Source organism: Nonomuraea insulae (genome assembly GCF_042656245.1).
Window position 1 is genome coordinate 83,406 of the sequence record NZ_JBHSPA010000089.1, and the last position, 25,071, is coordinate 108,476.

Here is a 25,071-nt window from a genome sequence, read left to right on the forward strand (position 1 = left end):
GGCGTTTGGTGCTTTGCTAGTCGTCTGCAACCGGACGCGGGGGGCCGCGCCGTATCCTGGGGAGCACACCAACTGCCGGGGGGAATTGTGCAGGTTCAGAACTCCGACACCGGCGACGCCGACGTGATCAAGGACGGGGCCGCCGAGCGTTCCGGCATGCCCGAGCGCCGCTCCGGCATCAAGGGCTGGCTGGACGGCATCAGGTCCACCCGCACGGGCGCGCTCACTCTGAAGATCGTGATCGGCGTCATCGGGACCGTCATGGTCGCGGGCGGGCTGATCATGGTGCCGTTCCCCGGGCCCGGGTGGCTGGTCGTGTTCGCCGGGCTGGCGGTGCTGGCCACGGAGTTCCACTGGGCGCACAAGGTGCTGGAGTTCGGCAAGCAGACGCTGCACGCCTGGACCGAGTGGTACAAGCGGCAGGGCTGGACCCTGCGCATCATCGTGCTCGTCGTCACGGTCGCCGCCGCCGCGGTGATCGTCTACTTCGGCCTGCTCACGCTCGGCATCGACGTCATCGAGATCGCCCAGCGCTTCATTTAGCTCCAGGGCGCGGGCTCGCATCCAGACCCGGTCGTTATCCCCGCCGGGAATCTCGCGGGTCCGTGCCTATCCTGCGTGCGTGATCGCTCATCTCGCCGTCGCGCTGATGCTCGCCGCCGCACCCCTGCCCGCCCGGGCGGACCTGCCGCTTCCGGGCACCAATGGCATGAAATATCGGGAAAAAGCGGGCGATCCGGTACGCCTCAGCGCGTACGGACTCGGCACCAAACGCGTCTACCTCAGAACCGGCGCCACCTTCGCCCCGCAGAAGAACCTGTCCGAGGTGTCCGTCGCCCCCGGCGGCCGCCTGACCGCCGGCGTGCCCGCCGCCTACCGCTCCGGCCACGACACCCTCGTCCTCACCGACCGCACCACCGGCGCGACCGCGGCCATTCGCACGGTCAGGAAACCACTGACCGCCTCCCACGTCTCGTGGACCCGCGACTCCAGGCGCGTCGCGCTCACCGTCGAGCGCAAGGTGAGCGGCAGATGGCGGGTGCTCGGCTTCACGGTCGTGGACGTGGCCGCAAAGACCGCCCGCACGGTCAGGATCTCAGGCCTGAGCGCGGAGGCGGCCTTCTGGTGGAGCCCCGACGGGAATCTGGTCTCCAGGCACGGCACCGGCCTGCGCGTCTATCGCCCCACCGACGGAGCCGTGCTGCGCACCTACGCGGGCACGGGCCTGCCGACCGGCCCGGAGGAGTCCTTCTCCCCGTCGGGCAGACGGCTGGCCACCTGGTGTCCGCCGCGCGTCAAGCAGCACCTCTGCCTGGTCGACCCCGCCACCGGCAAGATCGTCCGGCGGGTCGCCGTGCGGCCGCAGGCGTTGTTCGGCTGGTGGGACGAGAGCCACGTGATCGCCGTCATGGCCCACCGGGGTGCCTACCGCGTGTCGGTGCTCGACCTGAACGGCAAGGTCACCCGTGTGCTCACGGCCCTGCCCGCCCGCACGCGGGCCGCGGGGTTGTGGCTCTCGTTCTCAAAGGTATAGGCCGGTGCCGTGGTCGGTCTCCGTCGTGGCCACCGCGTGCAGGTCGCGCTCACGCATCACCAGATAGACACGCGCGTGCACCTCCACCTCGAACTGCTCCTCCGGGTTGAACAGCACCTTGTCGCCCACCCTGACCGAGCGCACGTTCGTGCCGACACCGCAGACCTCGCCCCAGGCCAGCCGGTTGGCCATCTTGACCGTCGCGGGAATGACGATCCCGGAGCCGCTGCGCCGCTCCGCGGCCTCCTGCTCCAACCTGATCATCACACGGTCGTGCAGCATCTGAATCTCGAACTTGGGCTCTACCACAGGCCCAAGTTTACGAGCAGCCGGAGCCGCCGCACTCCAGGACGCCGGGATCGACGAGCACGTCCCGGGGAGCGGCGGCGAGATCACGCGGGCACCGGCACCACTCGCGGCGCGCCGCCCCCGCCGCGCAGCACCCTGATCAGCGCGGCGGGGCTCATGAGCGCTGGCGGCGCGTCGTAGAGGTTCGTCACCCGCAGGAACCGCCGCGTCAGGTCCGGATCGTGTACGGCGGCCGCGTGGAACCGGTCGAGATAGGCGTGCACCATCCGCATCTTCGGCGTCAGGCCACCCTCCACGCCGGGCATCCGCAGGTCACCGCCGACCGTGATCTCCCACGGCGTGTCCACGATGCCGGCGACGCGCCGGAAGTAGGCGAGCGGGTTCAGGTCCGGGTCCAGGAGTTCCTTGGCCTCCATGGCGGCGACCGTCATGCCCTGGCCGTACAGGGGGTTGAAGGCGCAGACCGCGTCACCGGTGACCAGCAGGCCCTCGGGGAAGCGGGCCAGCCGCTCGTAGCGGCGCCTGATGGCGGCCGGGTTGTGGTAGGCGCGCGGCTCCCCGATCGGCTCGGCCGTCGTGACCAGCTCGTGCACGTCCGGGGACGGCAGAGTGGCGGCGAAGGCGGCGAATCCGGCCAGGTCGGGCGGCGGCGCCTCGCCGTACCCGGCCAGGGTGACGATCCAGCGCTCGTCCTCCAGCGCCAGCGCCACCCCTCCCCGGGGCGCGCCGGGCGTGGGGGCCACGACGACGATCAGGTCCCCGTCGAGATCGTCGCGGCGGCGGCGGAACTCGCGCGTCCCGTACCGTACGTCGATCGTCACCCGCTCCTCCCTGGGCGGCTCGTACCCCAGCTCGCCCAGCCAGGACGGCGTGCGCGAGCCGCGCCCGGCGGCGTCCACGACGAGGTCGGCCGGAATCGGCGCCCCGTCCGCCAGCCGCACGCCCGAGACCCGGCCCTCGCGGGACAGCAGACCGGTGACGGTCCGGCCGGACAACACCCGCACCCCCTGCAGCGCGCCGACCCTGCGTCGTACCTGGCCTTCGAGCAGCGGCCGGCTGACGAGCAGCCCGGTCAGGCCGCTCTCGCCGCGGGCCAGGCGCCGGCCCGCGTGCACGTGGCGGGCCCGCTCCTGCAGGTCGCCCCGCATCGCCCCCTGCGCGACGAGCTCGGCCGTGATGCCGGGCAGTAACTCGTCCATGATCTCGCGGCCCCTGGCGAGCAGGCCGTGCGCGTGCCGGCTCTGGCCGACGCCCCTGCGATGGGCGTCCTCGGCCGGCAGCGTGTCGCGGTCGAGCACGGTGACCTGGGCGTACAGCCGGTGCAGGGCCGCCGCTGCCAGCAGTCCCGACATGCTGGCGCCGATGACGACAGCGTGATCCATTTCGATTCCCCCCGGAAGAGATGTTCTGAGCATTCGGCAGAGGGTCTCTCGCGGGATGCCGTCCCTTCCACGTCTTTTGGCGCGTTCCACTGGACTAGAGTCCGGATGGTGCGGGAAACGTCACTGGAACTGCTCATGAGCCGCCCCGTCCAGGAACGCGCCGACGCGGCGCGCAACAGGGAGAAGGTGCTGGCCGCGGCCGCCCGGCTGTTCGCGGAGAAGGGGGTGGACGCGGTCTCGATGGACGCCGTCGCGACGGAGGCCGGGGTCGGGAAGGGCACGCTGTTCCGCCGCTTCGGCGACAAATCCGGCCTGGCCGTGGCGCTGCTCGACGACCGTGAGCGCGACCTCCAGCAACGCATCCTGTCCGGCCCGCCGCCTCTGGGGCCCGGAGCGCCGGCCGGGGAGCGGCTGACCGCGTTCGTGACGGCTTACCTGGACTACCTCTTCGCCCACCTGGACCTGGTGCGCATGTCGGAAACGGCCAGCCCGGGGGCGCGTTACCGGATCGGGGCGTACTGGTTCTGGCACCGCCACACGGCGATCCTGCTGGCCGAGGCCCGCCCGGGCCGCGACACCGACGTCCTGGCCCACACCCTGCTCGCCGCGATGGGCGCGGAGGCCGGGGCGCTGCTCACCTCCGAATACGGCCAGGACCGCGCGACCGGCGCCGTCGTCGCCCTGGCCGCGGCGCTGAGCGGCTAAGCGCCCTGGCCACTGCGCTGAGCGGCTAAGCGTCTTGGCTACGGCGCTGAGCGGCTAAGCGGGGGCGGAGGCCCGTCGGCGGGCCTCGGGGACGATGAGCGGAGTGCCCGACTGCGGGTCCTGGATGATCTCGCACCGCAGGTCGAACACCTGGTGCACCAGCTCGGGCGTGACGATCTCCGTCGGATCCCCCTCGGCCACGATCGTGCCCTCCCGCATCACGATGAGGTGGGTGGCGTACCGGCACGCCTGGTTCAGGTCGTGCAGCACGGCCACCATGGTCCGCCCCTCCTCGTGCAGTTCGGCGCAGAGGTCCAGCACCTCGATCTGGTGGGAGATGTCCAGGAACGTGGTCGGCTCGTCGAGCAGCAGGATCGGCGTCTCCTGCGCCAGCGCCATGGCCAGCCACACCCGCTGCCGCTGCCCGCCCGACAACTCGTCCACGATCCGGTCCGCCAGCTCCGTCACGTCGGTGGCGCGCATGGCATCGGCCACGGCGCTCTCGTCGGCCTTCGACCACTGCCGCATGAGCCGCTGGTGCGGGTAGCGGCCCCGGGCCACCAGGTCGGTCACGGTGATCCCGTCGGGCACGATGGAGCTCTGCGGGAGCAGCCCGAGCCGCCGCGCCACCTCCTTCGACGGCAGCGAGGTGATCACGCTTCCGTCCAGGTGCACGGCGCCGGTCTTCGGCTTGAGCATCCGGGCCAGCGCCCGCAGCAGGGTGGACTTGCCGCAGGCGTTCGGCCCGATGATCACGGTGAAGGACTCGTCCGGGATCTCCACGCTGAGGTCGGTGGCCACGACCCGCTGGTCGTACGCGAGGGTGAGACCGGTGCCGGACAGACGAGCTGTGGCCATCAGTGGCGGTCCTTTCGCAGGAGCAGGACGAGGTACGTCCCGCCGATGGCGGCGGTGAGCACGCCGACGGGAAGCTGGGTGGGGGCCAGGATCCGCTGCGCGGCCAGGTCGGCGCCGGTCAGCAGGACGGCGCCCATGAGCGCGGAGGCCCCCATGGTGACGCCGGGGGAGCGGGTGAGGCGCCGGGCGAGCTGCGGCGCGGCCAGCGCGACGAAGACGACGGGCCCGGCGGCGGCCGTGGCCACCCCGGACAGGAGCACGCCCGCCGTGATCGCCACCGCGCGCACGGCCTCGACCCTGATGCCCATGGCCTTGGCCGCGTCGTCACCCATCTCGATCATGCGCATCGGCCGGGAGATGGACGCGCACAGCGGCAGCAGCACGACCAGCGCCAGCGCGACGGGCCCCGCGTGGTCCCACCCGCGCCCGCTGAGGCTCCCGGTGAGCCACGCCCCCGCGGTGGCGGCGTCGTTGATGTTGGCCCTGGTCAGCAGGTACGAGTTGAGCGCCAGCAGCAACGCGTTGGCCCCGATGCCCACCAGGACCAGCCGATACCCCTGCACACCGCCCCGGTAGGCCAGCGCGTACACCAGCACCGCCGTCACCACGCACCCGGCCAGCGCCCCACCGGCGATCATCATCACGGAGCCGCCGGTGATCACGGCGATGATGCCGCCGGTGGACGCCCCGGCGGTGAATCCGATGAAGTCGGGACTGCCGAGAGGGTTCCTGGTGAGGCTCTGGAAGATGGCCCCGCTCACCCCGAACGCCGCCCCCACCAGCAGCCCCGTCACCACGCGTGGCGCGCGGAGCTTGCCGACGATCAGTTCGGCGACCGGCGAGCCCTGGCCGAAGAGCGCGCTGATGATGTCGGGCACCGGCACGGTGAACTCGCCCGTGGACAGTGCCGCCACGGTCACCCCGAACCCGACCAGGACGAGGACGACGGTGACGAGCAGGGCGCGGGGCGCGAGCCGTACGGACCAGGATCCGACGCGGACGTTCACAGCGCCGCCACCCGCTTCCGCCTGGCCAGCATGATGAAGATCGGCGCGCCGATCACCGCCCACACGATCCCCACCTGCACCTCTCCGGGCCGCGCGATGAGCCGCCCCACCACGTCGGCCCCCAGCAGCAGCACCGGCGCGGCCAGCGCCGAGTACGGGAGCACCCACCGCTGGTCGGGCCCCACCACGGCGCGCACGGCGTGCGGCACGATCAGCCCGACGAACCACAGCGGCCCGGCGGCGGCGGTGGCCGCGCCGCACAACAGCGTAACGGCCACCCCGGTGAGGATCCTGGTACGGTTCACCGCCACGCCCAGCGCCTTGCCCGCGTCGTCGCCGAGCGCCAGCATGTTGAGCGGCCTGGCCAGCGACAACCCCAGCACCAGCCCCGCGATCATGAACGGCGCCAGCCGCACCAGCGTGTCGGCCGTCTGCCCGGCCAGCGAGCCGGTCAGCCAGAACCGCATGCGGTCGAAGGTCTGCGTGTCCATGCGCAGGATGGCCGAGGCGATGGCCGTGCACACCATGCCGAAGGCGACCCCGGCCAGCGCCAGGCGTACCGGGCTGGAGCCGGAGCGGCCCGCGGAGGCCAGCGCGTACACGGCGGCGGAGGCGAGGGCGGCCCCGCCGAAGGCGAACCACACGTAGATCGCGGGGTCGCTGAGCCCGAACACGCCGAGTGCCAGCGTGACGCCCAGCGCGGCGCCCTCGTTGATGCCCAGCAGTCCAGGGTCGGCCAGCGGGTTGCGGGTCAGGCTCTGCATGAGAGCGCCGGCGAGCCCCAGCGTGGCGCCCACGCCGATGCCGAGCAGCGTGCGCGGGACGCGGAGTTCGCGGATGACGGTGTGGTCGCTGGAGCCGTTCGGGGCCAGGAAGGCGTCGATCACCGTGCCGAACGACACCGACCGCGCGCCCAGCGCCACGCTGGCCATCGCGACGAGCGCCAGCACGGCGACCGTGACGACGAGCCCGGCGACCAGCACCGAGGGCCGCCCTCCTGCCTCCCCCGCGGGAGCGGTCCGCACCGCCGTTTCCTCAGCCGGACGCACCCGGCCCCCTCTCGTAGCGAGTCAAACTTAGGCAAGGCTAATCTAATGGTCACACCAGAAGGCAAGCCACACCCAAGGAGATGTACATGCCGGGACCGGTACTGGCTCGCAGGGGATTCCTGTCGGGCGCGGTGGGACTCGCGGCGGCCCTGACGCTGGCGGCCTGCGGTGACGACGACACCGCAGCCCTCCCCACTCCCACGACTGGACAGGCCGCCCAGAGCTGGACGTTCACCGACGACCGCGGCAAGAAGCTCGCCCAGCCCAAGATCCCCACCAAGATCGTCGCCCAGGTCGGCGCCGCGGCCGCCCTCTGGGACTTCGGCGTGCGCCCGATCGCGGTCTTCGGCCCGCACAAGCTGGCGGACGGCAGCAAGGACCCGCAGGCCGGCAACGTCGACATCACCAAGGTCACGGGCCTGGGCAACGTGTGGGACGAGTTCAACGTCGAGCAGTACATCGCGCTGCAGCCCGACCTGCTGGTCAGCAGCATGTACCTCAAGGGCACCCTCTGGTACGTGCCCGAGAAGTCCAAGGACACCATCGAGCAGGTCGCCCCCGCGGCCGGCATCATGCTCACCGGCAAGACCGCCACGCAGGTGATCAGCAGGTACGAGGAGCTGGCCAGGACCCTCGGCGCCGACATGGCGGGCGTGCCCGAGGCCAAGGCCCGCATGGAGGCGGCCACCAAGGAGCTCGCCCGGTTCAAGGACCTCAAGGTCCTCATGGTGTCGGGCGGCGCGGACGCGTTCTGGATCGTCAACCCGCCGGAGTACCCGGACGCCGTGCACCTCAAGGACGCCGGCCTCGACATCGTCACGCCGTCCAAGGTGGACGAGGGTGGCTTCTTCCAGACGCTGAGCTGGGAGAACGCCGACGAGTACGATGCCGACGTGATCCTCTACGACACCCGCACCCAGGCACTCAAGCCCGAGGAGATGATGAAGAAGCCCACCTTCGCCAAGCTCCCCGCGGTCGAGGCCGGGCAGCTCTACCCGTGGAACGCCGAGGCCCCCTACAGCTACCAGGGCTACGCGACCTTCCTGGAGGGCCTGCTCGCCAACCTGAAGAAGGCCAAGCCGCTCAAGTAGGCCCTTCTAGTAGGCGCCGCGCACCTCGACGATCTCGGCGAGGGGGAACTCCAGGTAGTCGCCTGCTTCCTCGCACCACGCGTCGAGGGCGCCGCCCTTGAGCTCGCCGTGGCTGATCGTGGCGGTCAGCCCGTCGGTCAGCGTGATGCCGGCCCGCACGCCCCGGTCGACGACGAACCCGAGCAACGACTGCTGAGCCGTGGGCAGCCGGGTCGCCATCCTGCCGATGATCGCCCAGGTGCGCCCGCTCTTGTCGTCGTCGGGCCGGTTGTCGGCGATGAGGCGGCGGGCGTGCTCGTAGGGATCGGGCGCCGGTTCGGCGAACATGTAGGGCGCCGCCTCCAGCTCCTCGATGCCGGGAAACTCCGACAGCTCGGCCACCTGCCCGCCGGGCAGCAGGATGAGCTTGCCGTTGACGGGCTCCTCGGTCTTGACCCGGTGGATGGTGATCTCGCCGGTGTCGGAGACGGGCACGGGGGAGTAGCCGGCCTCGCGCAGCGTCGACAGCGTGCGCTCGGCCGGGGCGGCGCTCACCAGCACCGTGGGCGCCAGCAGCCGCAGGCCCAGCTTGCCCAGGCGCCGGTGCGCGGCGATCTCGGCCAGCAGCGCGGTGTCGGTGGCCTGCACGACGCACCCGACGCTGGTGACCGTGACCTCGCCGTGCCGGCGGGCGGTGTCGCGGACGAGGTATTCGAGCGGCTGCGGGATGGTGCCCACCGCGGCCAGCTCGTCGAGCAGCTCAGCGGCCTCGTGGCCCTGGTCGAGCGCCCGCCGCACGCTCTCGGTGGTGAAGCGCCACACCGAGGCCGCGCCGCGCGACTCGCGCTCGGCGGTCCGGTCGAGCAGCGCCGCCAGCTCCGTCGACGGCGGCCCGGTGACGACCGCGGTCAGGTCGGGCCCGAACAACGCGCTCCTGCGCACGCTGGCCAGCGCCCGGGTGGCCGCCTCGGCCAGGATCGGGTCGTACTCGACCATGGGGACGGAGTCGTCGTTCTCGTCACCGGCCTTGCCGCCCAGCCCGGCCAGCGCCCGGCCGAGGTCGGTGAGCGCGTTGTTGGCCAGCAGCCCGAGCAGCCTGGCCTCGTCGAGCACCGCGGGCGCGCACTCGCGCAGCAGCGGCACGTCGATCAGCGGGGCGTGCCAGTGCACACTGCTCATGAGGCTGTCGCGGTCGGCGTAGGCCGTGCTCGCGGGCAGGTGGGCGAGCACCGCTAGCACAGCCCTGCGCACCTGGGCCACCGTGCCGCCGGAGGGGTCGTCGCCGAGCACGGTGCCGTATTTGCCGTCGATCTTGCGCAGCGAGGACCGCTCCATCCGCCACCACGCCGCCAGCAGCACGCGCAGCCGGGCCGAGCCCTCGTCGAGCCGCCACCGGTCGAAGCGCTCGGTGGGGATCATGCCGCCGGACGGCTCGTCCCAGGCCAGCAGCCTGGCCACCGCGCACACCTCAAGCAGCAGGCGCGTCTCGTCCTCGTCGCAGCCGGTCTCCTTGGCCACCCTGCGCACCTCGCGCACGCCCACGCCGCCGGTCTTGAGCAGCGGCAGCGGCGTCTTGGAGGTGTTGTCGAGCAGGGCCGCGCACCGCTCGACCACGTGCGGCGCGGCCAGCGTCATCAGGTGGTCGACCTCTTCCGGGTCGACCGGGATGGTGGCCACCTCGGGCGCCACGGGCCGGTAGGACGGGTGGTAGCCGGGGCCGCGCAGACTGATCGCCACCTCGCGGGGGATCTCCGCCAGGTGCCAGCTCGGCCGGAACAGCAGGCCGTGGTCGGCGCACCACTTCTCCGGCGTGCCCTGCGTGACGAACCTGCCGCCGTCGACGTCGAGCGTGGGGCCGTCCCAGGCGAAGCGGTCGAGCAGCGGCACGGTGCCGCCGGGGGCGTTGCGCATCAGCGCCTTGAGCCGCTCGGCGTCACTGAGCGTCTCGATGACGCGGGCGATCGTGCGGCGCTTGTTGCCCGGCGCGGGCAGCCCGACCGCGCGGGCGAGGGCGTGCAGCGCGTCGTTGCTGATCGACCAGGAGTTGAGATAGTGCTCCAGCGGCTCGCCCAGGCTCAGCGGCGCCGACCACCAGCGCGTGACGCCCTCGGCGAGGTGGATGGTCCCGTCGTCGTCCGGCCAGGCCAGCGCGTGGTCGTAGAGGTGCTCCAGCCAGGGGGTCACGTCCTCGGCGCGCCTGTTGAGAAAGCCCGCCAGCGTGTCGGCGGTGGGACGGGTCATGGCCAGGGCGGCCTCGGCGAGTTGCAGGCAGGGCAGGGGCAGGGCGCGCAGCGTCTCCATCACCGCGAAGCCGTTGCCCAGCCGCTGGGCCAGGGTGTCGAGCCGCCTGGGCCAGGGCGCGGCGATGGCGTCCGGCCTGTTGGCCAGGATGCGGCCGAGCCGATCCTCATCTAGTGTTCGCAGCCAGCCGAGCAGGTGATCTTCCATCTGTCAGCACTCTCATGGGGTCGCACGCGGGACTCACCGTGAGCCATGACCATCCACGGTAATGCAGATCACCCCCGGTCAGGAGAGGACTGCCCAGACGATCTTCCCGTGAGGCGCGAGCGCTGACCAACCCCAGCGGAGACTGAGCGATTCGACGATGTGGAGTCCGAGGCCACCGGTGTCAAGGGGCCCAGGGTATCGCAGCACCGGCACCGAGGAGCCTGGATCGGTGAAGGCGCTGGTGACAAGTGGTCCGCGGCGGACGAGGGACATGTGGACCGTGCGTTCGCGGCGCGGGTCGTCGAGGCAGAGGCCGTGGCGCAGCGCGTTGGTGGCCAGCTCGGAGACCACCAGCTCCATGTTCTCGGCCAGCTCGTCGAGCCCCCAGCCGGACAAGGCGCCGAGGCTGAAACTGCGGGCGGAATGGACCGAGGACGCGGTGGGCGGCAGCACGAACGTGGCGCTCGCGGACGGGCCGGGCACCAGCAGATCGCCGGCCGCCTCTGGCCACCAGCCGACCGGAGGCCACCAGTCGAACGTCGTCCACTGGCCGTGTGCCGTGGTGGATTGCACGTAGATCATTCTGCGTCAAACTCTCGTGCAGGTGCAAGAGCGAATGCACGTGCAGACAACTCGTGCAGGCGCTACGGTTGCCCCAAAAGGTCAATATGGGGGAAAGGGGATCTTGTCCGCGGCCCATGATCTTTCGGCCGTGAAGTGACAGACTGTCTCACAAGGAAACGACCAAGGAGCAGCACGTGTCCATTGATCCGCCCGGTTCCGGTTCGACCGTTCGGCGCATCATGCTGGGGGCCAGTCTCAGGCGCCTCCGCGAGGCCAGCGGGCTCGACCGGGCACAGGCCGGATTTCACATCCGGGCGTCCGAGTCCAAGATCAGCCGCATGGAGCTCGGCCGCGTCGGCTTCAAGACACGTGACGTGGAAGACCTGCTCACCCTGTACGGCGTCGTCGACGATGCCGAGCGCCGTGCTCTGCTGGAAATGGTTCGCGAGGCCAACACCCCTGGGTGGTGGCACAAGTACTCGGCCGAGTTGCCGTCGTGGTTCACCACGTACATCGGCCTGGAGGAGGCTGCGAGCGTGATCCGCACCTATGAGGTGCAGTTCGTGCCCGGCCTGCTGCAGACGGCCTCGTATGCGCGTTCGGTCTTCCAGCTTGGCAACCCCGATGCCAGTCCGGACAGAATCGACAGGCGCGTGCATATGCGCATGCAGCGCCAGGAGCGCTTCACCCAGAAAGACGGACCCCGACTGTGGGCCGTCATCGACGAGGCGGCGCTCAAGCGGACGATCGGCGGGCGGGAGGTCATGTCCGAGCAGCTCCAGCATCTGCTGGAAGTCGCTGCCCTTCCCAACATCACCATCCAGGTGATGCCCTTCAGGTTCGGCAAGCACGCCGCTGAAGGGGGCGCGTTCAGCATCTTGCGGTTTCCCGAGTCCGACTTGTCGGACGTTGTCTACGTCGAGCAGCTATGGGGTGCCCTGTACCTGGATAAGCGTGAGGACATCGATCCGTATCTCACGGCCATGGAGCAGTTGTGCGTGGAGAGCACCACGCCAGGGGGCACCGTCGAGCTCATCGGCGGTCTTCTCAGAAAGATGTAGATGAACCAGACCTACAACGGCATGCCCGCGGCGGACCTGACGCAGGTCGCCTGGCGCAAGAGCCACTACAGCAACTCGCAGGGCAACTGCGTGGAACTCGCGGAGCTTCCCGACGGGGGCATCGCGGTGCGAAACTCGCGCTTCCCCGACGGCCCTGCCCTCATCTATACCCGCGACGAGATCCGGGCCCTGGTGCTCGGGGTTAAGGACGGAGAGTTCGACGGCCTGCTCGTTTAACAGCGTGTTTACCTCCGGCGCGCTCGCTTAACGGGGGCGCGCCGGAGGCGTAACCGCCCGGCCTCCTTCCGCCGTCATGATCAGGTCATGCTCGACCAGATGACCCTGTATCCGATCGCCGACGACGTGCTGTTCGCGCCGGGCGGCAAGGTCGTGATCCGCACATACGGCGTGGCTCCTGCCACCATGGGGGCCTCCGTCTCCTACCGGACCTGGGTTACCGGCATTCGCGACCAGCCGCGCTACTGGCACTGGGGTCACTTCGAGGACGCCACCTCCGGGCACCGCCGGGTGCTGGAGTGGCTCACGGGGCGGGGGCCGCAACCTTCCCAGGCGCTCGCCTGATCGCTATCCTCGATGCCAAGCAACCGCTTGGTAGAGGAGGCGTGGTGCGGCGCGCGATCCACCTGATCGAGGAGGTCGACTTCCGGCCGATGAACTCCAGGCGCCCCCTGGAGTACCTGACCTGGCTGACCCGCTACAAGCGCGAGGACGAGACCCGTACCGCGGCCTCGCTCACCTCGGGGATGTCCATCAGGTCCCGCGAGATCGACCTCGTGGGCGCCTTCTACGCGGTCGGCATCACCGGCCACCAGCAGTTCAAGGCCGTCACGCTCTGGGACTGCCACGGCGGCTGGGACGGCGGCTGGCGGCAGATGATGGAGATCTACCAGGGCGTGGACGAGCGCCTGTTCCTGTCCGACATCGACGACCTGCGCTTCTCCGCCTTCTCCCGGCCCCTCGGGGCCGCGCCGGGCTGCCCGCCGCTGTCCGAGGCGCCCGCCGCCGAGCTCTACCTCTTCGAGAGCGCCCGCGTACGCCCGGGAGCCGCCCTCGACTACCTGCACGCCGTACGCACCGAGCGCGCCCCCGTCCTGGCCGAGCACGGCCACACCCTCGTCGGCCTGTACGAGGTGCTGTTCTGCGACACCGAGGCGGTCACCATCTGGGCCGTCTCCCTCGACGACCATCTGGCCACCCAGCGCGCCCGCGACGCGGCCCTGGGCCTCGACGACGAGGTGGCGCCCGATTCCCGGCTGCTCGACTGGGGAAAACGGGCCCGCGACTACCTAGAAGGCCGCTGGCGTGAGACGCTTCTGGCACCGTTCCCCGGTTGCCGCCTGGCATCAGGGGGCCCGCCGGGTTAGCGACGGCCGCGGAGGTGGCTATGACGGACTCATACCTCTACAACGGGCAGAGACCGGACGATCACGTCGTCTCGTGTCCCGACTGCAGCGCGGCCATCGCGCTGCTCGACGAGCCGGAAGCCTCGCTCCAGCCACCGCCCAGCCTGCGCGAGTCCGTGTTGTCCATGGCCCGCCGCCGCCGCAGCCCGGCCGTGATCGGCGTGGCGTCCGTCGCGGTCCCCTACGCCGAGCAGGTCGCGCTCATGGACGACCTGCTGGCGGAGCTGAGCGTGCCGCAGTGGGAGACGCCGATCGCCAAGCACGGCTCGGTCAGGGGGCTCGTCGAGCACCTGACGGCCAACGACGCGACCGTCGCCGGCTTCATGGGGCTGCCGGGCGCACCCGCCGCCGCGCCTGCGCACCGGCGCTGGCGCGAGCAGGCCGGATCCCTGCTGGAGCGGGTCTCCTCCAGCAGCGAGGTGCTGCTGGGCGTGGAGGTCTCGCTCGCGGGCGTGCGCCCGGCCCGCGCGCCGCTGCGCCAGGCGATGATCCAGCGCACGTTCGAGACGTGGACGCACGCCGACGACATCAGGGCCGCCACCGACAGGGCCAGGGCCGAGCCGCGCCCCGAGCACGTGCACATGATCGCCGAGTTCGGCCTCGCGCTGCTGCCCCGGGCGATGAAGGGCCCGCGCCGCGACGTGTCGGCCACCGTGGTGCTGACCGGCCCCGGCGGCGGCACCTGGACGATCCCGCTCTCGCCCGCCTCCGACCACGTCGCCGTGCTCATCTCGGCCGACGCGGTGGGCTTCTGCCGCCTGCTGGGCAACCGGCTGCCGCCCGCCTCGTTCCCGTACGCCGCCGAGGGCGATCCCATCCTCGCCCGTGACATGATCCGCGCCGCCGCCACGCTGGGATGCGACTGATGAGCGACATGGACCTGTGCGCACGGCTGACCGCCGGAGACCTCGACGCGCTGGCCGACGCCTACGACCAGCACGGCCCGTACGTGTTCGGGGTCGCGGTCAAAGTCACGGGCAGCCAGGCGTACGCCGAGGAGATCACCCAGAACGTGTTCGTCGCGCTCTGGGAGCGACCTCTCTCCTATGACCCGGGCCTCGGGTCACTGCGGGGCTGGCTGGTGAGCAGGGCCCTGCACGAGTCGGCCCTGCGTTCCAAGGTCGGTTAGCAGACGGGCGCGTTCCAGGTGGTGAGGACCGGCGCCTCGTGCTCGAAGCCGAGCCTCGAATAGGTGCCCGTGTCCAGCTTCAGCAATCTGCCCTCCTCGGGCGCCAGGCCCAGCCAGCGGGCGGCCAGCACGCGCAGGAAGTGCCCGTGCGCCACCAGCGCCACCCGGCCCTCGGCGCGGCGGGCCCGCTGGATCACCCGGTCGGCGCGCACGGCCACCTCTGAGGCGCTCTCGCCCGGATGCTCGGCGTCGCCGGGGATCACGCCGTCACGCCACAGGTACCAGCCCGGCCGGCTCTCGCGGATCTTCGGCGTGGTGATCCCCTCATAGCCGCCGTAGTCCCATTCCCACAGGTCGTCGTCCACCTCGTACTCGCTCAGTCCCGCCAGCTCCGCCGTGCGCCGGGCGCGCTGGGCAGGGGAGACCAGCACCAGCCCGAACGGCTCCTTGACCAGCGGCGCGAGCGCCCTGGCCTGCTCCTCGCCGTGCTCCGTCAAAGGCAGGTCGGTACGGCCGGTGTGCCGGCCCGCCTTGCTCCATTCGGTCTCACCGTGCCGGAGCAGCAGCATCTCGTTCATGTGTCCCATCATCCGGCACGGCCGGCCCCGGCCCGCCGTCAGGTCGCCAGGTCCTCGACGACGGGCTCGAAAGCGGCCAGGTCGCGCTCGTGGTGCACGACGAAGTAGGAGACGTCATGCTCGTCGCGCCAGTGGCGGATCTGGTCGGCGATGTCGTGCTGGGTGCCCAGGAGCACCTGCGGCGTCCCGTCCAGCGCGGAGCTGTCGGTGGCGCTCCACGCCTCCTCGGTCTTCCGCTCGCCCACCTGCACGACGCTGGCGCCCACCTCCGGCCGCCGCTCCCCGGCGGACTCGCGGACGAGCGCGAGCTTGTCCAGGAACGCCTGCCGCCCGCCGTCCCCGGGGTCGGGGCCGCTCCCGTCCGGCTTCACCCGCATGCCGATGTTCACGACGTCCGCCTCCTCGGCCGCCAGCCGCAACATCCTGGCCCCGCCCGCCCCGACCACCAGGGGTGGCCGCCGCGCCGGCTTGGGCCGCTGGTCGAGCCCGGAGATCCGGTAGTGCCTGCCCTCGAAGCTGAACGCCCCCTCGCCCCAGAGCCCCTTGAGCACGGCGATCGCCTCACGCAGCCGCTCGACCCGCACGTTCGGGGGCTCCAGCGTCAGTCCGGCGGCGGCGTAGTCGCCGGCCAGCCATCCGGTGCCGATCCCCACCTCCAGCCGCCCATCGGACAGCAGGTCGAGCGTGGCCGCCTCCTTGGCCAGCACGGCCGGGTGCCGGAAGTCGTTGGCGAACACCAGCGTGCCGACCCGCAGCCTGGTGGTGGCGCAGGCGGCGGCCGTCAGGGCGGCGATGGGCGCGAACCTGGGCCCGACGAGATGATCGGGCACCAGCAGCACATCGAACCCGGCCCCCTCCAGCCGCCTGGCCTTCTCCGCCCACGCCTTCCCCGACCCGGCCTCCCGCACCACCGCCCCGAACCTCAACCGCCGCACGGACCCTCCCCATGTCTTGAGCAAGCGCTTGGTGAGACTGTACGCCGGGTTCACGCCTTTTCGCGGGCTATGGGGAGGGCGAGGGCGAGGCCGCCCATGCCGGCGGTGAGGATGAGCCAGGCGGCGCCCGCCACCATGTTGGACAGCTGGGCCAGCCAGGCCACCGGGATGAGGAACGGGGCCACGATCATGGCGACGGCCGCCCACTTCGGGGTCGCGCTGCTCAGGGCCGCGACGCCCATGAGGACGAGGCCGATCAGCCCCAGGAAGAAGGTGAACCCGAGTATCGCCGTCGGCAGGCCCTCGTTCAGCTCCGTGACCAGCTTGTTCGTCGTGGGGGCGTCGAGGACGATCCGGGAGGCGGCGTAGATGACCTCGTCGGTGTCGATGACGGGCAGGGGCAGGATGAACGCGAGGATCATGCCGGCCAGGCCCAGCACGGGCCGGCCCGATCTGGCCACCTGGCCGACCGCCAGGAGGGCGGGGATGAGGGCGGCGGAGCTCACCACGCCGACCCAGCTCCACAGGGGATAGCTGCCGAGGTGGGCGGTGAAGGCGCGGACGTACGGTTCACCGTCCAAGGTGCTCTGGAACGGCGCGAACAGCAGTGACAGGGCGACGAGGAGAGGCGAGAGCACCGCGCAGGCGATCATCGCGACACGGGTGAACCCCGCCGTCGTGGCGGATGTTTCGACTGTGGTCATGCTCCCGAGGGTCGGCCCGCGCGCGGGGGCGCGCATGAGTAGGCCCCTACTCAGGTCGGGTCTTACCAAGCGCTTGCTTTAGGTGCGAGACTGGGGCGCATGGAGATCCCCGTGCGTCAGACGACCGACGACGAGGCGGCCTTCTTCGCCGAGCACGGCTGGGTGCGGCTCGGCCGGCTGATCGCCCCGGACACCGCCGCCGAGTTGCGCGATCGGGCCACCGGCTTCCTGCGGGAGCGCTCGAAGAGCCACGAGACGCTGGTCGACCAGGCGTTCGGGCAGTCCAGGGACATCGCGGCGAGCGACGAGTTGTTCGGCGCGCTGGCCCTGAGCCCGGGGATGGGCCGCAACGCCGTACGGCTGCTGCGCGGCGTCCGCGCCGTCCGCGTGCAGGTCACCAACCTGCTCGTCAAGGAGGCCGGCGAGCACGGCGCCACCGAGTTCCACCAGGACTTCCCCTGGATGCCGATGGACCGCTCGGCCATGTTGACCGTCTGGCTGGCCCTGGCCGACGTGCCCGCCGACATGGGGTCGCTGCGCTTCTACGACGGCTCCCACCGCCACGGACTGCTCGGCCGCAGTTTCACCCGCCCCGGCGACGACCAGCTCAGCCAGCACGCGTGGCTCAAGGAGCTGGAGCTGTCGCCGCCGCTGGACCTCAGGGCCGGGGACGCGACCGTGCACCATGCCCTGACCGTGCACGGCGCCCCTGCCAACCGCCGCGACAGCCCGCGCCTGTCCTTCACCGTCACCTACTTCGACGCCGACGCCCTCTACACCGGCCTGCCGTACGGGCAGACCGACGGGCTCGGGCTCCGGGTGAACCGGCCGTTCGAGCACGAGAGGTTCCCGTGCCTGAGACCGTGAACGGGCCGGTGGCCGACCTCGGGGCGACGCTCATGCACGAGCACGTCTTCGGGCTGAGCCCCGAGATCCTGTGGAACTGGCCGGACATCCCGGAGGGGTGGGAGCTGGAGACGCGGGCGCGTGAGGCGGCGGCCAAGCTCGACGCGGTCAAGGCCGCGGGCATCGACACGATCGTGGACCTCACCGTGGTGGGCCTGGGCCGCTACGTGCCCGCCGTACGCCGGGTGGCCGAGCTGACCACGGTGAACATCGTGGCCGCCACCGGGCTCTACACCTACGACGCGCTGCCGCCGTACTTCGGCAACCGGGGTCCCGGGTCGTTGTTCGGAGGGCAGGACCGGCTGGCCGAGTTCTTCGTACGAGACCTCACCGAGGGCATCGGGCGCACCGGCGTCAAGGCGGCCATGCTGAAGTGCGCCTCCGACCACCTGGGGATGACCAAGGGCTGCGAACGGGTGTTCAGGGCGGTGGCCGAGGCCCACCTGGAGACCGGGGCGCCGATCACCACCCATTCCCACAGCGCCTCCAGAGGCGGTCTCGACCAGCAGAAACTGCTCGCCTCGCTGGGCGTGGACCTGGGCCGGACGGTCATCGGGCACGCCGGCGACTCGACCGACCTGGCCTATCTGGAGGAGCTGGTCGCGAACGGCTCGTACCTGGGCATGGACCGCTTCGGGATCGAGACGATCAGCCCGTTCGAGGACCGCGTGGCGGTGGTGGCGGCGATGTGCGAGCGCGGTCACGCCGGGCGAATGGTGCTGAGTCACGACTCGTACTGCTTCAACGATCGGTTCGACGCCGACGTCGTACGCCGGCGGCATCCGAACTACCACCTGCTCCACGTCCCCCGCGACGTCCTGCCCGAACTGCGCGGGCGCGGAGTCACCGAGGACCAGATCCACCAGATGCTCGTCGGCAACCCACGGAGGATCTTCGCATGATCGAGGACTTCGACGTCGGCTCGGACTGGCACGTCGCCGCCCCGTACGACTTCCTGCGGCGGTTGCGCGCGCGGACACCGGTGTTCAGGAGCGAGCACCTCGGCGCGTACGTGCTGACTCGCCACGCCGACGTGCGCGCCGCGTACGGCGACCCCAGACGCTTCTCCTCCAAGGGCTCGCTGACGATCTCCCGCAGCCTCACCCGCGAGACGAGGGAGAAACTGGGGGAGCACGGCTCGTTCCTGTCCAGCTTCGTGGCCAACGTGGACCCGCCCGACCACACCCGCCTGCGCAGGTCGGTCTCCAAGGCGTTCACGCCGCGCGCGGTGGCCGCCATGGAGCAGGAGTTCCTGCGGCTCAACGAGGACCTCCTCGACCGGCTGGCCCCGCGCGGCCGCGCCGACTTCGTCACCGAGATCGGCCACGAGCCGTCGGTCAAGCTGACCGCCCGCTTCATCGGCGTGCCCGAGCAGGACGAGGCGTTCGTGCAGTCGCACGTCAAGGACTGGTTCCAGCTCTTCCTGTCGCCGCAGCCGCCGCGGCGGCAGCTCGAACTGGCCGCCAGTTTCCTGGCCTACCTGGACTACGTGGACCGCCTGGTGGCCGCCCGCGCCAAGGACCCCCAGGACGACTTCACCTCCCTGATGACCTCCCTCATCGGCGACGAGCTGACCCATCGGGAGGTGGTGGAGCTGATCTCCACGATCCTGCTCGGGGGCAACGACACCGTCCCGAACCAGCTCGGCAACACGGTCCTGCGGCTGCTGCGGGAGGACGCCTGGCCGGTGCCGCCCGAGCTGCTCGCGAACGCCTCCGAGGAGTGCATGCGCATCGACGGGGCGTCGCTGGGCTCCTTCCGGTACGCGGTCACGGACATCTCCCTGCACGGCGTCACGATCCCGGCGGGGGCGCTCGTCCTGCTGTCCACCGACTCCGCCGCCCACGACGAGAGCGTCTTCCCCGACCCCGACCGGTTCCAGATCGACCGGCCGAACGCCGCCGAGCACCTGGTCTTCGGCTACGGCATCCACTTCTGCGTCGGGGCCGCGCTGGGGCGGCTGCAACTGCGTGCCGCGCTGGAGGTGCTCGGCCGCCGCCTGCCCCGCCTGAGACTCCTGCCGGGGCCGATCTCCCACCGCAGGTCGATCGTGGGCCGCGGCCTGACGTCCCTGCCGGTGGAATGGTGAGCGGCCGGTTCGACGGGCGCGTCGCGCTCGTGACCGGCGCCGGGTCCGGCATCGGCGCGGCCTGCGCGGCCCGCCTGGCCGCCGAGGGCGCCTTCGTCGGCGCGCTCGACCTGCGTGCGGCCGGCGCGCGGGCCACCGCCGCCGCCATCCGCGGCCACGGCGGCACCGGGATGGCGCTGACCTGCGACGTCTCCGACGGCAAGCAGGTGGAGGAGGCGGTGGCGACGCTGGTGGCGTCGTTCGGGCGGGTGGACGTGCTGCACTCCAACGCCGCCGTGTTCGACCAGGACGTGTACGGTCGCGACCGCGAACTGGAAACCCTCGACACGGCCGTCTGGGACCGCACCATGGAGGTCAACCTGCGCGGGGCCATGCTCATGGTCAAGCACACGGTCCCCGTCATGCCCGACGGCGGCGCCATCGTCCTCACCTCGTCGGTGTCCGCGCTGGTCGGCGACACCGTGCACGCGGCGTACGGCACCTCGAAGGCGGCCCTGATCGGCTTCACCCGATACGTGGCCACGATGTACGGCTCCCGCGGCATCCGGTGCAACGCCGTCGCCCCCGCCCTGGTCCTCACCGCCGCCGCGCGGCGCGCCCTGACGCCTGCCCAGCTCGCCGACAAGGCCGCCGAACGCCTGCTGCCGTGGCCCTGCACGGTCGAGGACGTGGCCAACCTGGTCGCCTTCCTGGCCTGTGACGAATCCCGCTGCGTCACCGGCCAGACCCTCGTCCTCGACTCCGGCACCCTCGCCCACCGCCCCCAGCACGCCGTCCAGCAGTCGCGCGATCTGCCCTAAAGTGGTGAATCGGACAGATCTGGAGGGCGCATGGAGCCATTGGCGGTCGGGCTGATCGGGGCGGGCCCCTGGGCGCGGATGGCGCACGTGCCGATGCTGGCCCGCGGGCCGCACACGAGGCTGGCCGGAGTCTGGGCCAGGCGTCCCGAGAGCGCCGCCGAGCTGGGCGCGCCGGTGTTCACCAAGATCGAGGAGCTGTTCGACCACTGCGAGGCCGTGGCGTTCTGCGTCCCGCCCGCCGTCCAGGCCGAGTACGCCGTCCTCGCCGCCCGCGCGGGCAAGGCGCTGCTGCTGGAGAAGCCGCTGGCCGACTCCCTCGACAACGCCCGGCGCCTGGCCGACGCCGTCGGCGAGGCGGGCGTGGCCTCCCAGATGGTGCTCACCCTCCGGTACGCCCCCCAGACCCATGCCTTCCTGGCCCGCTGCGCCGAGATCGAGCCCTTCGGCGGCCACGCCGCGAACATCTCCGGCGCGCTCCTCGGCGACCACCCCTTCCGCACCCCCTGGCGGGTCGAGCGCGGCGCCCTGCTCGACGTCGGCCCGCACGTGATCGACCTGCTGGACGCCGCCCTCGGCCGGGTCACCGGCGTACGCGCGCACGGCCGCTCCCTCGGCTGGACCGGCCTGCTGCTGGAGCACGAGGGCGGCGCCGTCAGCGAGGCGTCCCTGTGCATGGCCGCCGCCGGCGACCCGTCCCCGCCCACCTTCGCCGTGTACGGCCGCACCGGCAGCGCCGTCCTGCCGCACTTCGACGACGACCCTCTGGAGACCGTCGCCGGGGAGTTCGCCAGGACCGTCCGCGACGGCGGCGGGCACCCCCTCGACGCCGCGCACGGGCTCCGCCTCCAGCGGATCATCGCCGAGGCGGAGGCCCAACTCGCCCCTTGACGAAGGGGAGATACCGGGGGATTGATAACCTTCGGTTTACTCACGCGCAGAGCGCAGCGAAGTCCGGTGCGAGTCCGGCGCTGTCCCGCAACTGTCATAGCCAGGTCGCCTGCCTCCGCGCTGACGTCATCAACCCTCGTGGAAAAGGGTGATCCGTCGCACTTCGCGGGTCTCTCGGTTCCGAACAGTGTGAAAGGACTACTCGTGAGGCCCGTACGCACGGCCTTCGCGGGCGCGCTGCTGGGAACGCTCGTTCTGGCCGGTTGCGGCCAGACCGGCAGCACAGCCGCCCCCGCGACCAGCGCCCCCACGGCCCCCGCCGCCACCGGCGCATTCCCCGTCACCATCGAGGCGGGCAACGGCAAGGTCACCATCGCCAAGAAGCCGGAGCGCATCGTCTCGCTGTCGGCCACCCACACCGAGACGCTCTTCGCCATCGGAGCCGGCTCCCAGGTCGTCGCGGTGGACGACCAGTCGAACTACCCGCCGGAGGCGCCCAAGACGAGCCTGTCCGGCTTCAAGCCGAACGTCGAGGCCATCGTCGCCCAGAAGCCCGACCTGGTCGTCATCTCCGACGACCTCGACAAGGTCGCCGCCGAGCTGGGCAAGGTGAACGTGCCCGTCCTGCTTCAGCCCGCCGCGACCAAGCTGGACCAGGCATACGAGGAGATCGCCGAACTCGGCGCCGCCACCGGCAACAAGGCCAAGGCCGACGAGGTCGTCGCCGGCATGAAGACGGCCATGGACAAACTGGCCGCGCAGGCGCCCAAGGACAGCAAACTCACGTACTACCACGAGCTCGACCAGACGCCGTACGCCGCCACCTCCCAGACCTTCATCGGCCAGATCTACGCCATGTTCGGCCTCACCAACATCGCCGACAAGGCGCCCGACGCGGCGGGCGGCTACCCCAAGTTGTCCGCCGAGTTCGTGGGCCAGGCCGACCCCGACCTGATCTTCCTGGCCGACGTCAAGTGCTGCCGGCAGAGCAAGGACACCCTGGCCGCGCGGCCGGGCTGGAAGGACCTGTCCGCGATCAAGAAGGACCGGGTGGTCCAGCTCGACGACGACCTCGCCTCCCGCTGGGGGCCGCGCGTCGTCCAGCTCGCCGAGAGCATCGGCGCCGCCGTGTCGAAGGCCGGGTCCACGGCCGGCGCGAGCTGACATGGTGAGGCAGGCGGGCCCGGCCAGGGCCAGACCCCTGTGGGTGGTGTGCGCCCTGGGCGTGCTGGTCGCCGCCATGGTCGCCGGCCTCCTCGACGGCGCCGCCGACATCTCGCCGTGGCAGGTCGTGCTCCAGATGGCGGACTGGCTGCCGTTCGTCCACGTGGACTCCGGCCTGGCCCCGGTCGAGCAGGGCCTGCTGTACGAGCTGCGCCTGCCCAGGGTGCTCGTCGCCGCCGTGGTCGGCGGGCTGCTGGCCGTGGCCGGAGCCGGGTACCAGGGCGTCTTCCGCAACCCGCTCGCCGACCCGTACCTGCTGGGCGCGGCGGCGGGCGCGGGGCTGGCGACGACCGCGGCCATCGTGCTGCTGCCCGCCTCGGCCGCCAGCATCCCGGTGGCCGCCTTCCTGGGGGCCGTCGGCGGGGTGTTCCTGGCCTACACGCTGGGCAACACCGCCGGGCGCGCCGGCGGGACGGCCACGCTGGTGCTGGCCGGGGTGGCGGTCACGTCGTTCCTCACCGCGATCCAGACGTTCATCCAGCAGTTCAAGGTCGAGGAGTTGCAGCGCGTCTACTCGTGGATCCTCGGCGACGTCGGCGGCGGGTGGGACCAGCTCTGGCTCGTCCTGCCGTACGCCGTCGTCTCCTCCGTGCTGCTCCTGCTGCACGGGCGGATGCTCGACGTGCTGTCGGTGGGCGACGAGGAGGCCAGCAGCCTCGGCGTGCGGGCCGGCAGGGTGCGCCTCATCGTGTTGCTGGCCGCCTCCCTGGCCACCGCCGCGGCCGTGGCGGTGAGCGGGCTGATCGGGTTCGTGGGCATCGTCATCCCGCATGTCGTACGGCGGCTGGCGGGCGGCTCGTACCGGGTGGTGCTGCCGCTCTCGCTGATCGGCGGAGCGGCGTTCCTGGTGCTGGCCGACCTCGTCGCCCGCACCGTGATCGCCCCGGCCGAGCTGCCGATCGGCGTGGTGACGATGTTCGTCGGAGCGCCGTTCTTCGTGGCCATCCTGCGCGTGACCAGGCGGGCGGTCACATGATCAGCGCGCACGGCCTGACCGTGCGCCTCGGCGAGCGCGACGTGCTCGACGGGGTGGACCTGGAGGTGCGGCCCGGCGAGTGGGTGGCCGTCATCGGGCCCAACGGGGCCGGCAAGTCCACCCTGCTCAAGGCCGTCATGGGGCTGGTCGCGCACCGGGGCGAGGTGGTGCTCGGGTCGCGGCCCGCGCAGTCGCTCAAACCGCGTGAGCGGGCCAGGCTGGTGGCGTACGCGCCGCAGACGCCCGCGCTGCCGCCCGACATGACGGTCTTCGACTACGCGTTGCTGGGGCGCACGCCGTACATCCCGTATCTGGGGCGGGAGAGCAGGCACGACCGTACGGTGACGGAGTCCGTACTGGATCGGCTGGACCTGACCTCGCTGGCCATGCGGCGCGTCGGGGAGTTGTCCGGCGGGGAGCGGCAGCGCGTGGTGCTCGCCAGGGCGCTCGCGCAGGAGGCCCCCGTGCTGCTGCTCGACGAGCCCACGACCGCGCTCGACCTCGGGTACCAGCAGCAGGTGCTGGAGCTGGTGGACCGGCTGCGCAGGGCCGACGGCCTGACCGTGGTCACCACCCTGCACGACCTCACCGTCGCCGGCCTCTACGCCGACGCCCTCCTGCTCCTCGCGGACGGCCGCGCCGCCGCCTCGGGCGAGCCCGACCAGGTGCTCACCGAGGAGCTCGTGGGACGGCACTTCGACGCGCACGTCAAGATCGAGCCCGGGCCCGACGGGCGGCCCGTCGTCCACCTGGTGCGCTCGTGAAGCTCACCTACAGGGTGGAGGACGGGGTCCGGCTCGGCTCGCTGCTGTGGGAGTTCGGGCCCGGCTGGCGGATGATCTCCTCGGCGATGCTCGGCGGGGGGATCGGGATCCGCTCGTGGGTGCTGAACGCGCAGGTGGTGGCCGGGTACTCGCGGATGGACCCGGTCGATCACCTGGTGTCACTCGGGCCGCGCGACGGCGACGGGGTCGGGATGATGACCGCCGCCTCCGTCGACCGTTACGTCCACGCCGCCGACGGGGGCGTCGAGGCGTACGCTACCGTCGGCCTGCGCGTGCCCACCTGGGCCGCCTCCCCCGAGGGGCACGCGGACCCTGAGCTGGCTCCCATCCGGGTGGGCACGGTCAACATCATGGCGGTCCTGCCCGTCGCCATGACCGACGCGGCGCTGGTGAACATGGTGATGACCGTCACGGAGGCGAAGTCGCAGGCGCTTGTGGAAACGGGCTTCGCCGGCACGGGGACGGCGTCGGACGCCGTGTGCGTGGCCGTACCCGCCGAGGGGCCCCAGGAGGTGTTCGGGGGGCCGCGGTCGGAGTGGGGGGCTCGCGCGGCCAGGGCCGTCCACGCGGCGGTCCGGCGAGGCGCCGAGGCGTGGCGGCCTCGTCGCTTAAAGTGAGGATTTTCGGGGAAGTAGCATGTGGGCGA

General features: G+C 71.5%; 29 protein-coding genes. 19 read left to right on the plus strand and 10 right to left on the minus strand.

Annotation, left to right across the window (positions count from 1 at the left end; translation table 11 throughout):
- Positions 1 to 87: 87 nt before the first annotated feature.
- Both ACFPZ3_RS55975 and ACFPZ3_RS55980 read left to right on the plus strand, forming a co-directional pair.
- A complete protein-coding gene (locus ACFPZ3_RS55975) occupies positions 88 to 543 on the plus strand; it encodes a TIGR02611 family protein (protein WP_379522633.1) in 456 nt (151 codons plus the stop codon).
- A gap of 79 nt (positions 544 to 622) precedes the next feature.
- Positions 623 to 1,534, plus strand: a complete 912-nt coding sequence (locus tag ACFPZ3_RS55980) for a TolB-like translocation protein (RefSeq protein WP_379522634.1) — start codon at positions 623 to 625, stop codon at positions 1,532 to 1,534.
- On the opposite strand, the gene ACFPZ3_RS55985 is transcribed toward ACFPZ3_RS55980, so the two are convergent.
- Both ACFPZ3_RS55985 and ACFPZ3_RS55990 read right to left on the minus strand, forming a co-directional pair.
- Positions 1,523 to 1,843: a GroES family chaperonin gene (locus tag ACFPZ3_RS55985; RefSeq protein WP_379522635.1), complete on the minus strand. Its 321-nt coding sequence runs from the start codon at positions 1,841 to 1,843 to the stop codon at positions 1,523 to 1,525. The two genes, ACFPZ3_RS55980 and ACFPZ3_RS55985, sit on opposite strands and share 12 nt — an antisense overlap.
- Before the next feature lie 83 nt (positions 1,844 to 1,926).
- Positions 1,927 to 3,225 (minus strand): FAD-dependent oxidoreductase, encoded by a 1,299-nt coding sequence (locus ACFPZ3_RS55990; protein WP_379522636.1) that lies wholly within the window; start codon positions 3,223 to 3,225, stop codon positions 1,927 to 1,929.
- A gap of 108 nt (positions 3,226 to 3,333) precedes the next feature.
- Here ACFPZ3_RS55990 and ACFPZ3_RS55995 point away from each other — a divergent pair, with 108 nt between their 5' ends.
- Entirely contained in the window at positions 3,334 to 3,930 is a 597-nt protein-coding gene (locus ACFPZ3_RS55995; protein WP_379522637.1) for a TetR/AcrR family transcriptional regulator, read from the plus strand.
- Positions 3,931 to 3,984: 54 nt separating this feature from the next.
- Here the strand turns inward: ACFPZ3_RS55995 and ACFPZ3_RS56000 are convergent, their stop codons facing one another.
- From ACFPZ3_RS56000 to ACFPZ3_RS56010, 3 genes are read right to left on the minus strand one after another with little or no spacing between them, the layout of a single operon-like run.
- Positions 3,985 to 4,788, minus strand: a complete 804-nt coding sequence (locus ACFPZ3_RS56000; RefSeq protein WP_379522638.1) for an ABC transporter ATP-binding protein — start codon at positions 4,786 to 4,788, stop codon at positions 3,985 to 3,987.
- Complete coding sequence (locus ACFPZ3_RS56005) at positions 4,788 to 5,795, minus strand: FecCD family ABC transporter permease (protein ID WP_379522639.1); 1,008 nt, start codon at positions 5,793 to 5,795, stop codon at positions 4,788 to 4,790. The genes ACFPZ3_RS56000 and ACFPZ3_RS56005 overlap by 1 nt, the downstream gene beginning before the upstream one ends.
- Positions 5,792 to 6,820 (minus strand): FecCD family ABC transporter permease, encoded by a 1,029-nt coding sequence (locus ACFPZ3_RS56010; protein WP_379522640.1) that lies wholly within the window; start codon positions 6,818 to 6,820, stop codon positions 5,792 to 5,794. The genes ACFPZ3_RS56005 and ACFPZ3_RS56010 overlap by 4 nt, the downstream gene beginning before the upstream one ends.
- A gap of 110 nt (positions 6,821 to 6,930) precedes the next feature.
- Between ACFPZ3_RS56010 and ACFPZ3_RS56015 the strand changes: the two genes are divergently transcribed.
- Positions 6,931 to 7,935: an ABC transporter substrate-binding protein gene (locus tag ACFPZ3_RS56015; RefSeq protein ID WP_379522641.1), complete on the plus strand. Its 1,005-nt coding sequence runs from the start codon at positions 6,931 to 6,933 to the stop codon at positions 7,933 to 7,935.
- 6 nt (positions 7,936 to 7,941) lie between these two features.
- Here ACFPZ3_RS56015 and ACFPZ3_RS56020 read toward each other — a convergent pair whose 3' ends face one another.
- Both ACFPZ3_RS56020 and ACFPZ3_RS56025 read right to left on the minus strand, forming a co-directional pair.
- A complete protein-coding gene (locus ACFPZ3_RS56020; RefSeq protein ID WP_379522642.1) occupies positions 7,942 to 10,362 on the minus strand; it encodes a helicase-associated domain-containing protein in 2,421 nt (806 codons plus the stop codon).
- A 78-nt stretch (positions 10,363 to 10,440) separates the two neighbouring features.
- Complete coding sequence (locus tag ACFPZ3_RS56025; RefSeq protein ID WP_379522643.1) at positions 10,441 to 10,944, minus strand: ATP-binding protein; 504 nt, start codon at positions 10,942 to 10,944, stop codon at positions 10,441 to 10,443.
- A 221-nt stretch (positions 10,945 to 11,165) separates the two neighbouring features.
- On the opposite strand from ACFPZ3_RS56025, the gene ACFPZ3_RS56030 reads away from it, so the two are divergent.
- The 6 genes from ACFPZ3_RS56030 to ACFPZ3_RS56055 all read left to right on the plus strand — a co-directional run bounded on the left by ACFPZ3_RS56030 (position 11,166) and on the right by ACFPZ3_RS56055 (position 14,540).
- Positions 11,166 to 11,987: a helix-turn-helix domain-containing protein gene (locus tag ACFPZ3_RS56030; RefSeq protein ID WP_379522684.1), complete on the plus strand. Its 822-nt coding sequence runs from the start codon at positions 11,166 to 11,168 to the stop codon at positions 11,985 to 11,987.
- Positions 11,988 to 12,224 (plus strand): DUF397 domain-containing protein, encoded by a 237-nt coding sequence (locus tag ACFPZ3_RS56035; RefSeq protein ID WP_347776197.1) that lies wholly within the window; start codon positions 11,988 to 11,990, stop codon positions 12,222 to 12,224.
- 87 nt (positions 12,225 to 12,311) lie between these two features.
- Positions 12,312 to 12,569: a 3'-5' exonuclease family protein gene (locus ACFPZ3_RS56040; protein ID WP_379522644.1), complete on the plus strand. Its 258-nt coding sequence runs from the start codon at positions 12,312 to 12,314 to the stop codon at positions 12,567 to 12,569.
- A 44-nt stretch (positions 12,570 to 12,613) separates the two neighbouring features.
- Entirely contained in the window at positions 12,614 to 13,372 is a 759-nt protein-coding gene (locus tag ACFPZ3_RS56045; RefSeq protein WP_379522645.1) for a hypothetical protein, read from the plus strand.
- 20 nt (positions 13,373 to 13,392) lie between these two features.
- A complete protein-coding gene (locus ACFPZ3_RS56050; protein WP_379522646.1) occupies positions 13,393 to 14,277 on the plus strand; it encodes a maleylpyruvate isomerase mycothiol-dependent enzyme family protein in 885 nt (294 codons plus the stop codon).
- Positions 14,277 to 14,540 carry a sigma factor gene (locus ACFPZ3_RS56055; protein WP_379522647.1) on the plus strand — a complete coding sequence of 88 codons (264 nt, stop codon included), beginning with the start codon at positions 14,277 to 14,279 and terminating at the stop codon, positions 14,538 to 14,540. Before ACFPZ3_RS56050 ends, ACFPZ3_RS56055 begins: the two co-directional genes overlap by 1 nt.
- Here ACFPZ3_RS56055 and ACFPZ3_RS56060 read toward each other — a convergent pair.
- From ACFPZ3_RS56060 to ACFPZ3_RS56070, 3 genes are read right to left on the minus strand one after another with little or no spacing between them, the layout of a single operon-like run.
- Positions 14,537 to 15,118 (minus strand): histidine phosphatase family protein, encoded by a 582-nt coding sequence (locus ACFPZ3_RS56060; protein ID WP_379522648.1) that lies wholly within the window; start codon positions 15,116 to 15,118, stop codon positions 14,537 to 14,539. The two genes, ACFPZ3_RS56055 and ACFPZ3_RS56060, sit on opposite strands and share 4 nt — an antisense overlap.
- Before the next feature lie 38 nt (positions 15,119 to 15,156).
- Positions 15,157 to 16,053, minus strand: a complete 897-nt coding sequence (locus ACFPZ3_RS56065) for a TIGR03621 family F420-dependent LLM class oxidoreductase (protein WP_379522649.1) — start codon at positions 16,051 to 16,053, stop codon at positions 15,157 to 15,159.
- Positions 16,054 to 16,103: 50 nt separating this feature from the next.
- Positions 16,104 to 16,757: a hypothetical protein gene (locus ACFPZ3_RS56070; protein ID WP_379522650.1), complete on the minus strand. Its 654-nt coding sequence runs from the start codon at positions 16,755 to 16,757 to the stop codon at positions 16,104 to 16,106.
- A gap of 111 nt (positions 16,758 to 16,868) precedes the next feature.
- Between ACFPZ3_RS56070 and ACFPZ3_RS56075 the strand changes: the two genes are divergently transcribed.
- The 9 genes from ACFPZ3_RS56075 to ACFPZ3_RS56115 all read left to right on the plus strand — a co-directional run bounded on the left by ACFPZ3_RS56075 (position 16,869) and on the right by ACFPZ3_RS56115 (position 25,042).
- The gene (locus ACFPZ3_RS56075; protein ID WP_379522651.1) at positions 16,869 to 17,624 is read left to right on the plus strand and encodes a phytanoyl-CoA dioxygenase family protein; all 756 of its coding nucleotides are present in this window, start codon (positions 16,869 to 16,871) and stop codon (positions 17,622 to 17,624) included.
- Positions 17,609 to 18,565 carry a phosphotriesterase family protein gene (locus ACFPZ3_RS56080; protein ID WP_379522652.1) on the plus strand — a complete coding sequence of 319 codons (957 nt, stop codon included), beginning with the start codon at positions 17,609 to 17,611 and terminating at the stop codon, positions 18,563 to 18,565. Before ACFPZ3_RS56075 ends, ACFPZ3_RS56080 begins: the two co-directional genes overlap by 16 nt.
- Positions 18,562 to 19,752 carry a cytochrome P450 gene (locus ACFPZ3_RS56085; RefSeq protein ID WP_379522653.1) on the plus strand — a complete coding sequence of 397 codons (1,191 nt, stop codon included), beginning with the start codon at positions 18,562 to 18,564 and terminating at the stop codon, positions 19,750 to 19,752. Before ACFPZ3_RS56080 ends, ACFPZ3_RS56085 begins: the two co-directional genes overlap by 4 nt.
- On the plus strand, positions 19,749 to 20,552 hold the full coding sequence (locus tag ACFPZ3_RS56090) for an SDR family NAD(P)-dependent oxidoreductase (protein WP_379522654.1): 804 nt from the start codon (positions 19,749 to 19,751) through the stop codon (positions 20,550 to 20,552). Before ACFPZ3_RS56085 ends, ACFPZ3_RS56090 begins: the two co-directional genes overlap by 4 nt.
- 30 nt (positions 20,553 to 20,582) lie before the next feature.
- On the plus strand, positions 20,583 to 21,440 hold the full coding sequence (locus ACFPZ3_RS56095; RefSeq protein ID WP_379522655.1) for a Gfo/Idh/MocA family protein: 858 nt from the start codon (positions 20,583 to 20,585) through the stop codon (positions 21,438 to 21,440).
- Positions 21,441 to 21,644: 204 nt separating this feature from the next.
- Entirely contained in the window at positions 21,645 to 22,604 is a 960-nt protein-coding gene (locus ACFPZ3_RS56100) for an ABC transporter substrate-binding protein (RefSeq protein WP_379522656.1), read from the plus strand.
- 1 nt (position 22,605) lies between these two features.
- Positions 22,606 to 23,640 carry a FecCD family ABC transporter permease gene (locus ACFPZ3_RS56105; RefSeq protein WP_379522657.1) on the plus strand — a complete coding sequence of 345 codons (1,035 nt, stop codon included), beginning with the start codon at positions 22,606 to 22,608 and terminating at the stop codon, positions 23,638 to 23,640.
- Positions 23,637 to 24,404: an ABC transporter ATP-binding protein gene (locus ACFPZ3_RS56110; RefSeq protein WP_379522658.1), complete on the plus strand. Its 768-nt coding sequence runs from the start codon at positions 23,637 to 23,639 to the stop codon at positions 24,402 to 24,404. Before ACFPZ3_RS56105 ends, ACFPZ3_RS56110 begins: the two co-directional genes overlap by 4 nt.
- Positions 24,401 to 25,042, plus strand: a complete 642-nt coding sequence (locus ACFPZ3_RS56115; protein ID WP_379522659.1) for an adenosylcobinamide amidohydrolase — start codon at positions 24,401 to 24,403, stop codon at positions 25,040 to 25,042. Before ACFPZ3_RS56110 ends, ACFPZ3_RS56115 begins: the two co-directional genes overlap by 4 nt.
- Positions 25,043 to 25,071 lie beyond the last annotated feature (29 nt).

Coding starts and splice junctions, on each gene's coding strand:
- ACFPZ3_RS55990 (WP_379522636.1), bottom strand. CDS start 3,225: ATGGATCACGCTGTCGTCATCGGCGCCAGCATGTCGGGACTGCTGGCA.
- ACFPZ3_RS56000 (WP_379522638.1), bottom strand. CDS start 4,788: ATGGCCACAGCTCGTCTGTCCGGCACCGGTCTCACCCTCGCGTACGAC.
- ACFPZ3_RS56015 (WP_379522641.1), top strand. CDS start 6,931: ATGCCGGGACCGGTACTGGCTCGCAGGGGATTCCTGTCGGGCGCGGTG.
- ACFPZ3_RS56020 (WP_379522642.1), bottom strand. CDS start 10,362: ATGGAAGATCACCTGCTCGGCTGGCTGCGAACACTAGATGAGGATCGG.
- ACFPZ3_RS56025 (WP_379522643.1), bottom strand. CDS start 10,944: ATGATCTACGTGCAATCCACCACGGCACACGGCCAGTGGACGACGTTC.
- ACFPZ3_RS56030 (WP_379522684.1), top strand. CDS start 11,166: ATGCTGGGGGCCAGTCTCAGGCGCCTCCGCGAGGCCAGCGGGCTCGAC.
- ACFPZ3_RS56035 (WP_347776197.1), top strand. CDS start 11,988: ATGAACCAGACCTACAACGGCATGCCCGCGGCGGACCTGACGCAGGTC.
- ACFPZ3_RS56040 (WP_379522644.1), top strand. CDS start 12,312: ATGCTCGACCAGATGACCCTGTATCCGATCGCCGACGACGTGCTGTTC.
- ACFPZ3_RS56050 (WP_379522646.1), top strand. CDS start 13,393: ATGACGGACTCATACCTCTACAACGGGCAGAGACCGGACGATCACGTC.
- ACFPZ3_RS56055 (WP_379522647.1), top strand. CDS start 14,277: ATGAGCGACATGGACCTGTGCGCACGGCTGACCGCCGGAGACCTCGAC.
- ACFPZ3_RS56060 (WP_379522648.1), bottom strand. CDS start 15,118: ATGAACGAGATGCTGCTGCTCCGGCACGGTGAGACCGAATGGAGCAAG.
- ACFPZ3_RS56070 (WP_379522650.1), bottom strand. CDS start 16,757: ATGACCACAGTCGAAACATCCGCCACGACGGCGGGGTTCACCCGTGTC.
- ACFPZ3_RS56085 (WP_379522653.1), top strand. CDS start 18,562: ATGATCGAGGACTTCGACGTCGGCTCGGACTGGCACGTCGCCGCCCCG.
- ACFPZ3_RS56095 (WP_379522655.1), top strand. CDS start 20,583: ATGGAGCCATTGGCGGTCGGGCTGATCGGGGCGGGCCCCTGGGCGCGG.
- ACFPZ3_RS56105 (WP_379522657.1), top strand. CDS start 22,606: ATGGTGAGGCAGGCGGGCCCGGCCAGGGCCAGACCCCTGTGGGTGGTG.
- ACFPZ3_RS56110 (WP_379522658.1), top strand. CDS start 23,637: ATGATCAGCGCGCACGGCCTGACCGTGCGCCTCGGCGAGCGCGACGTG.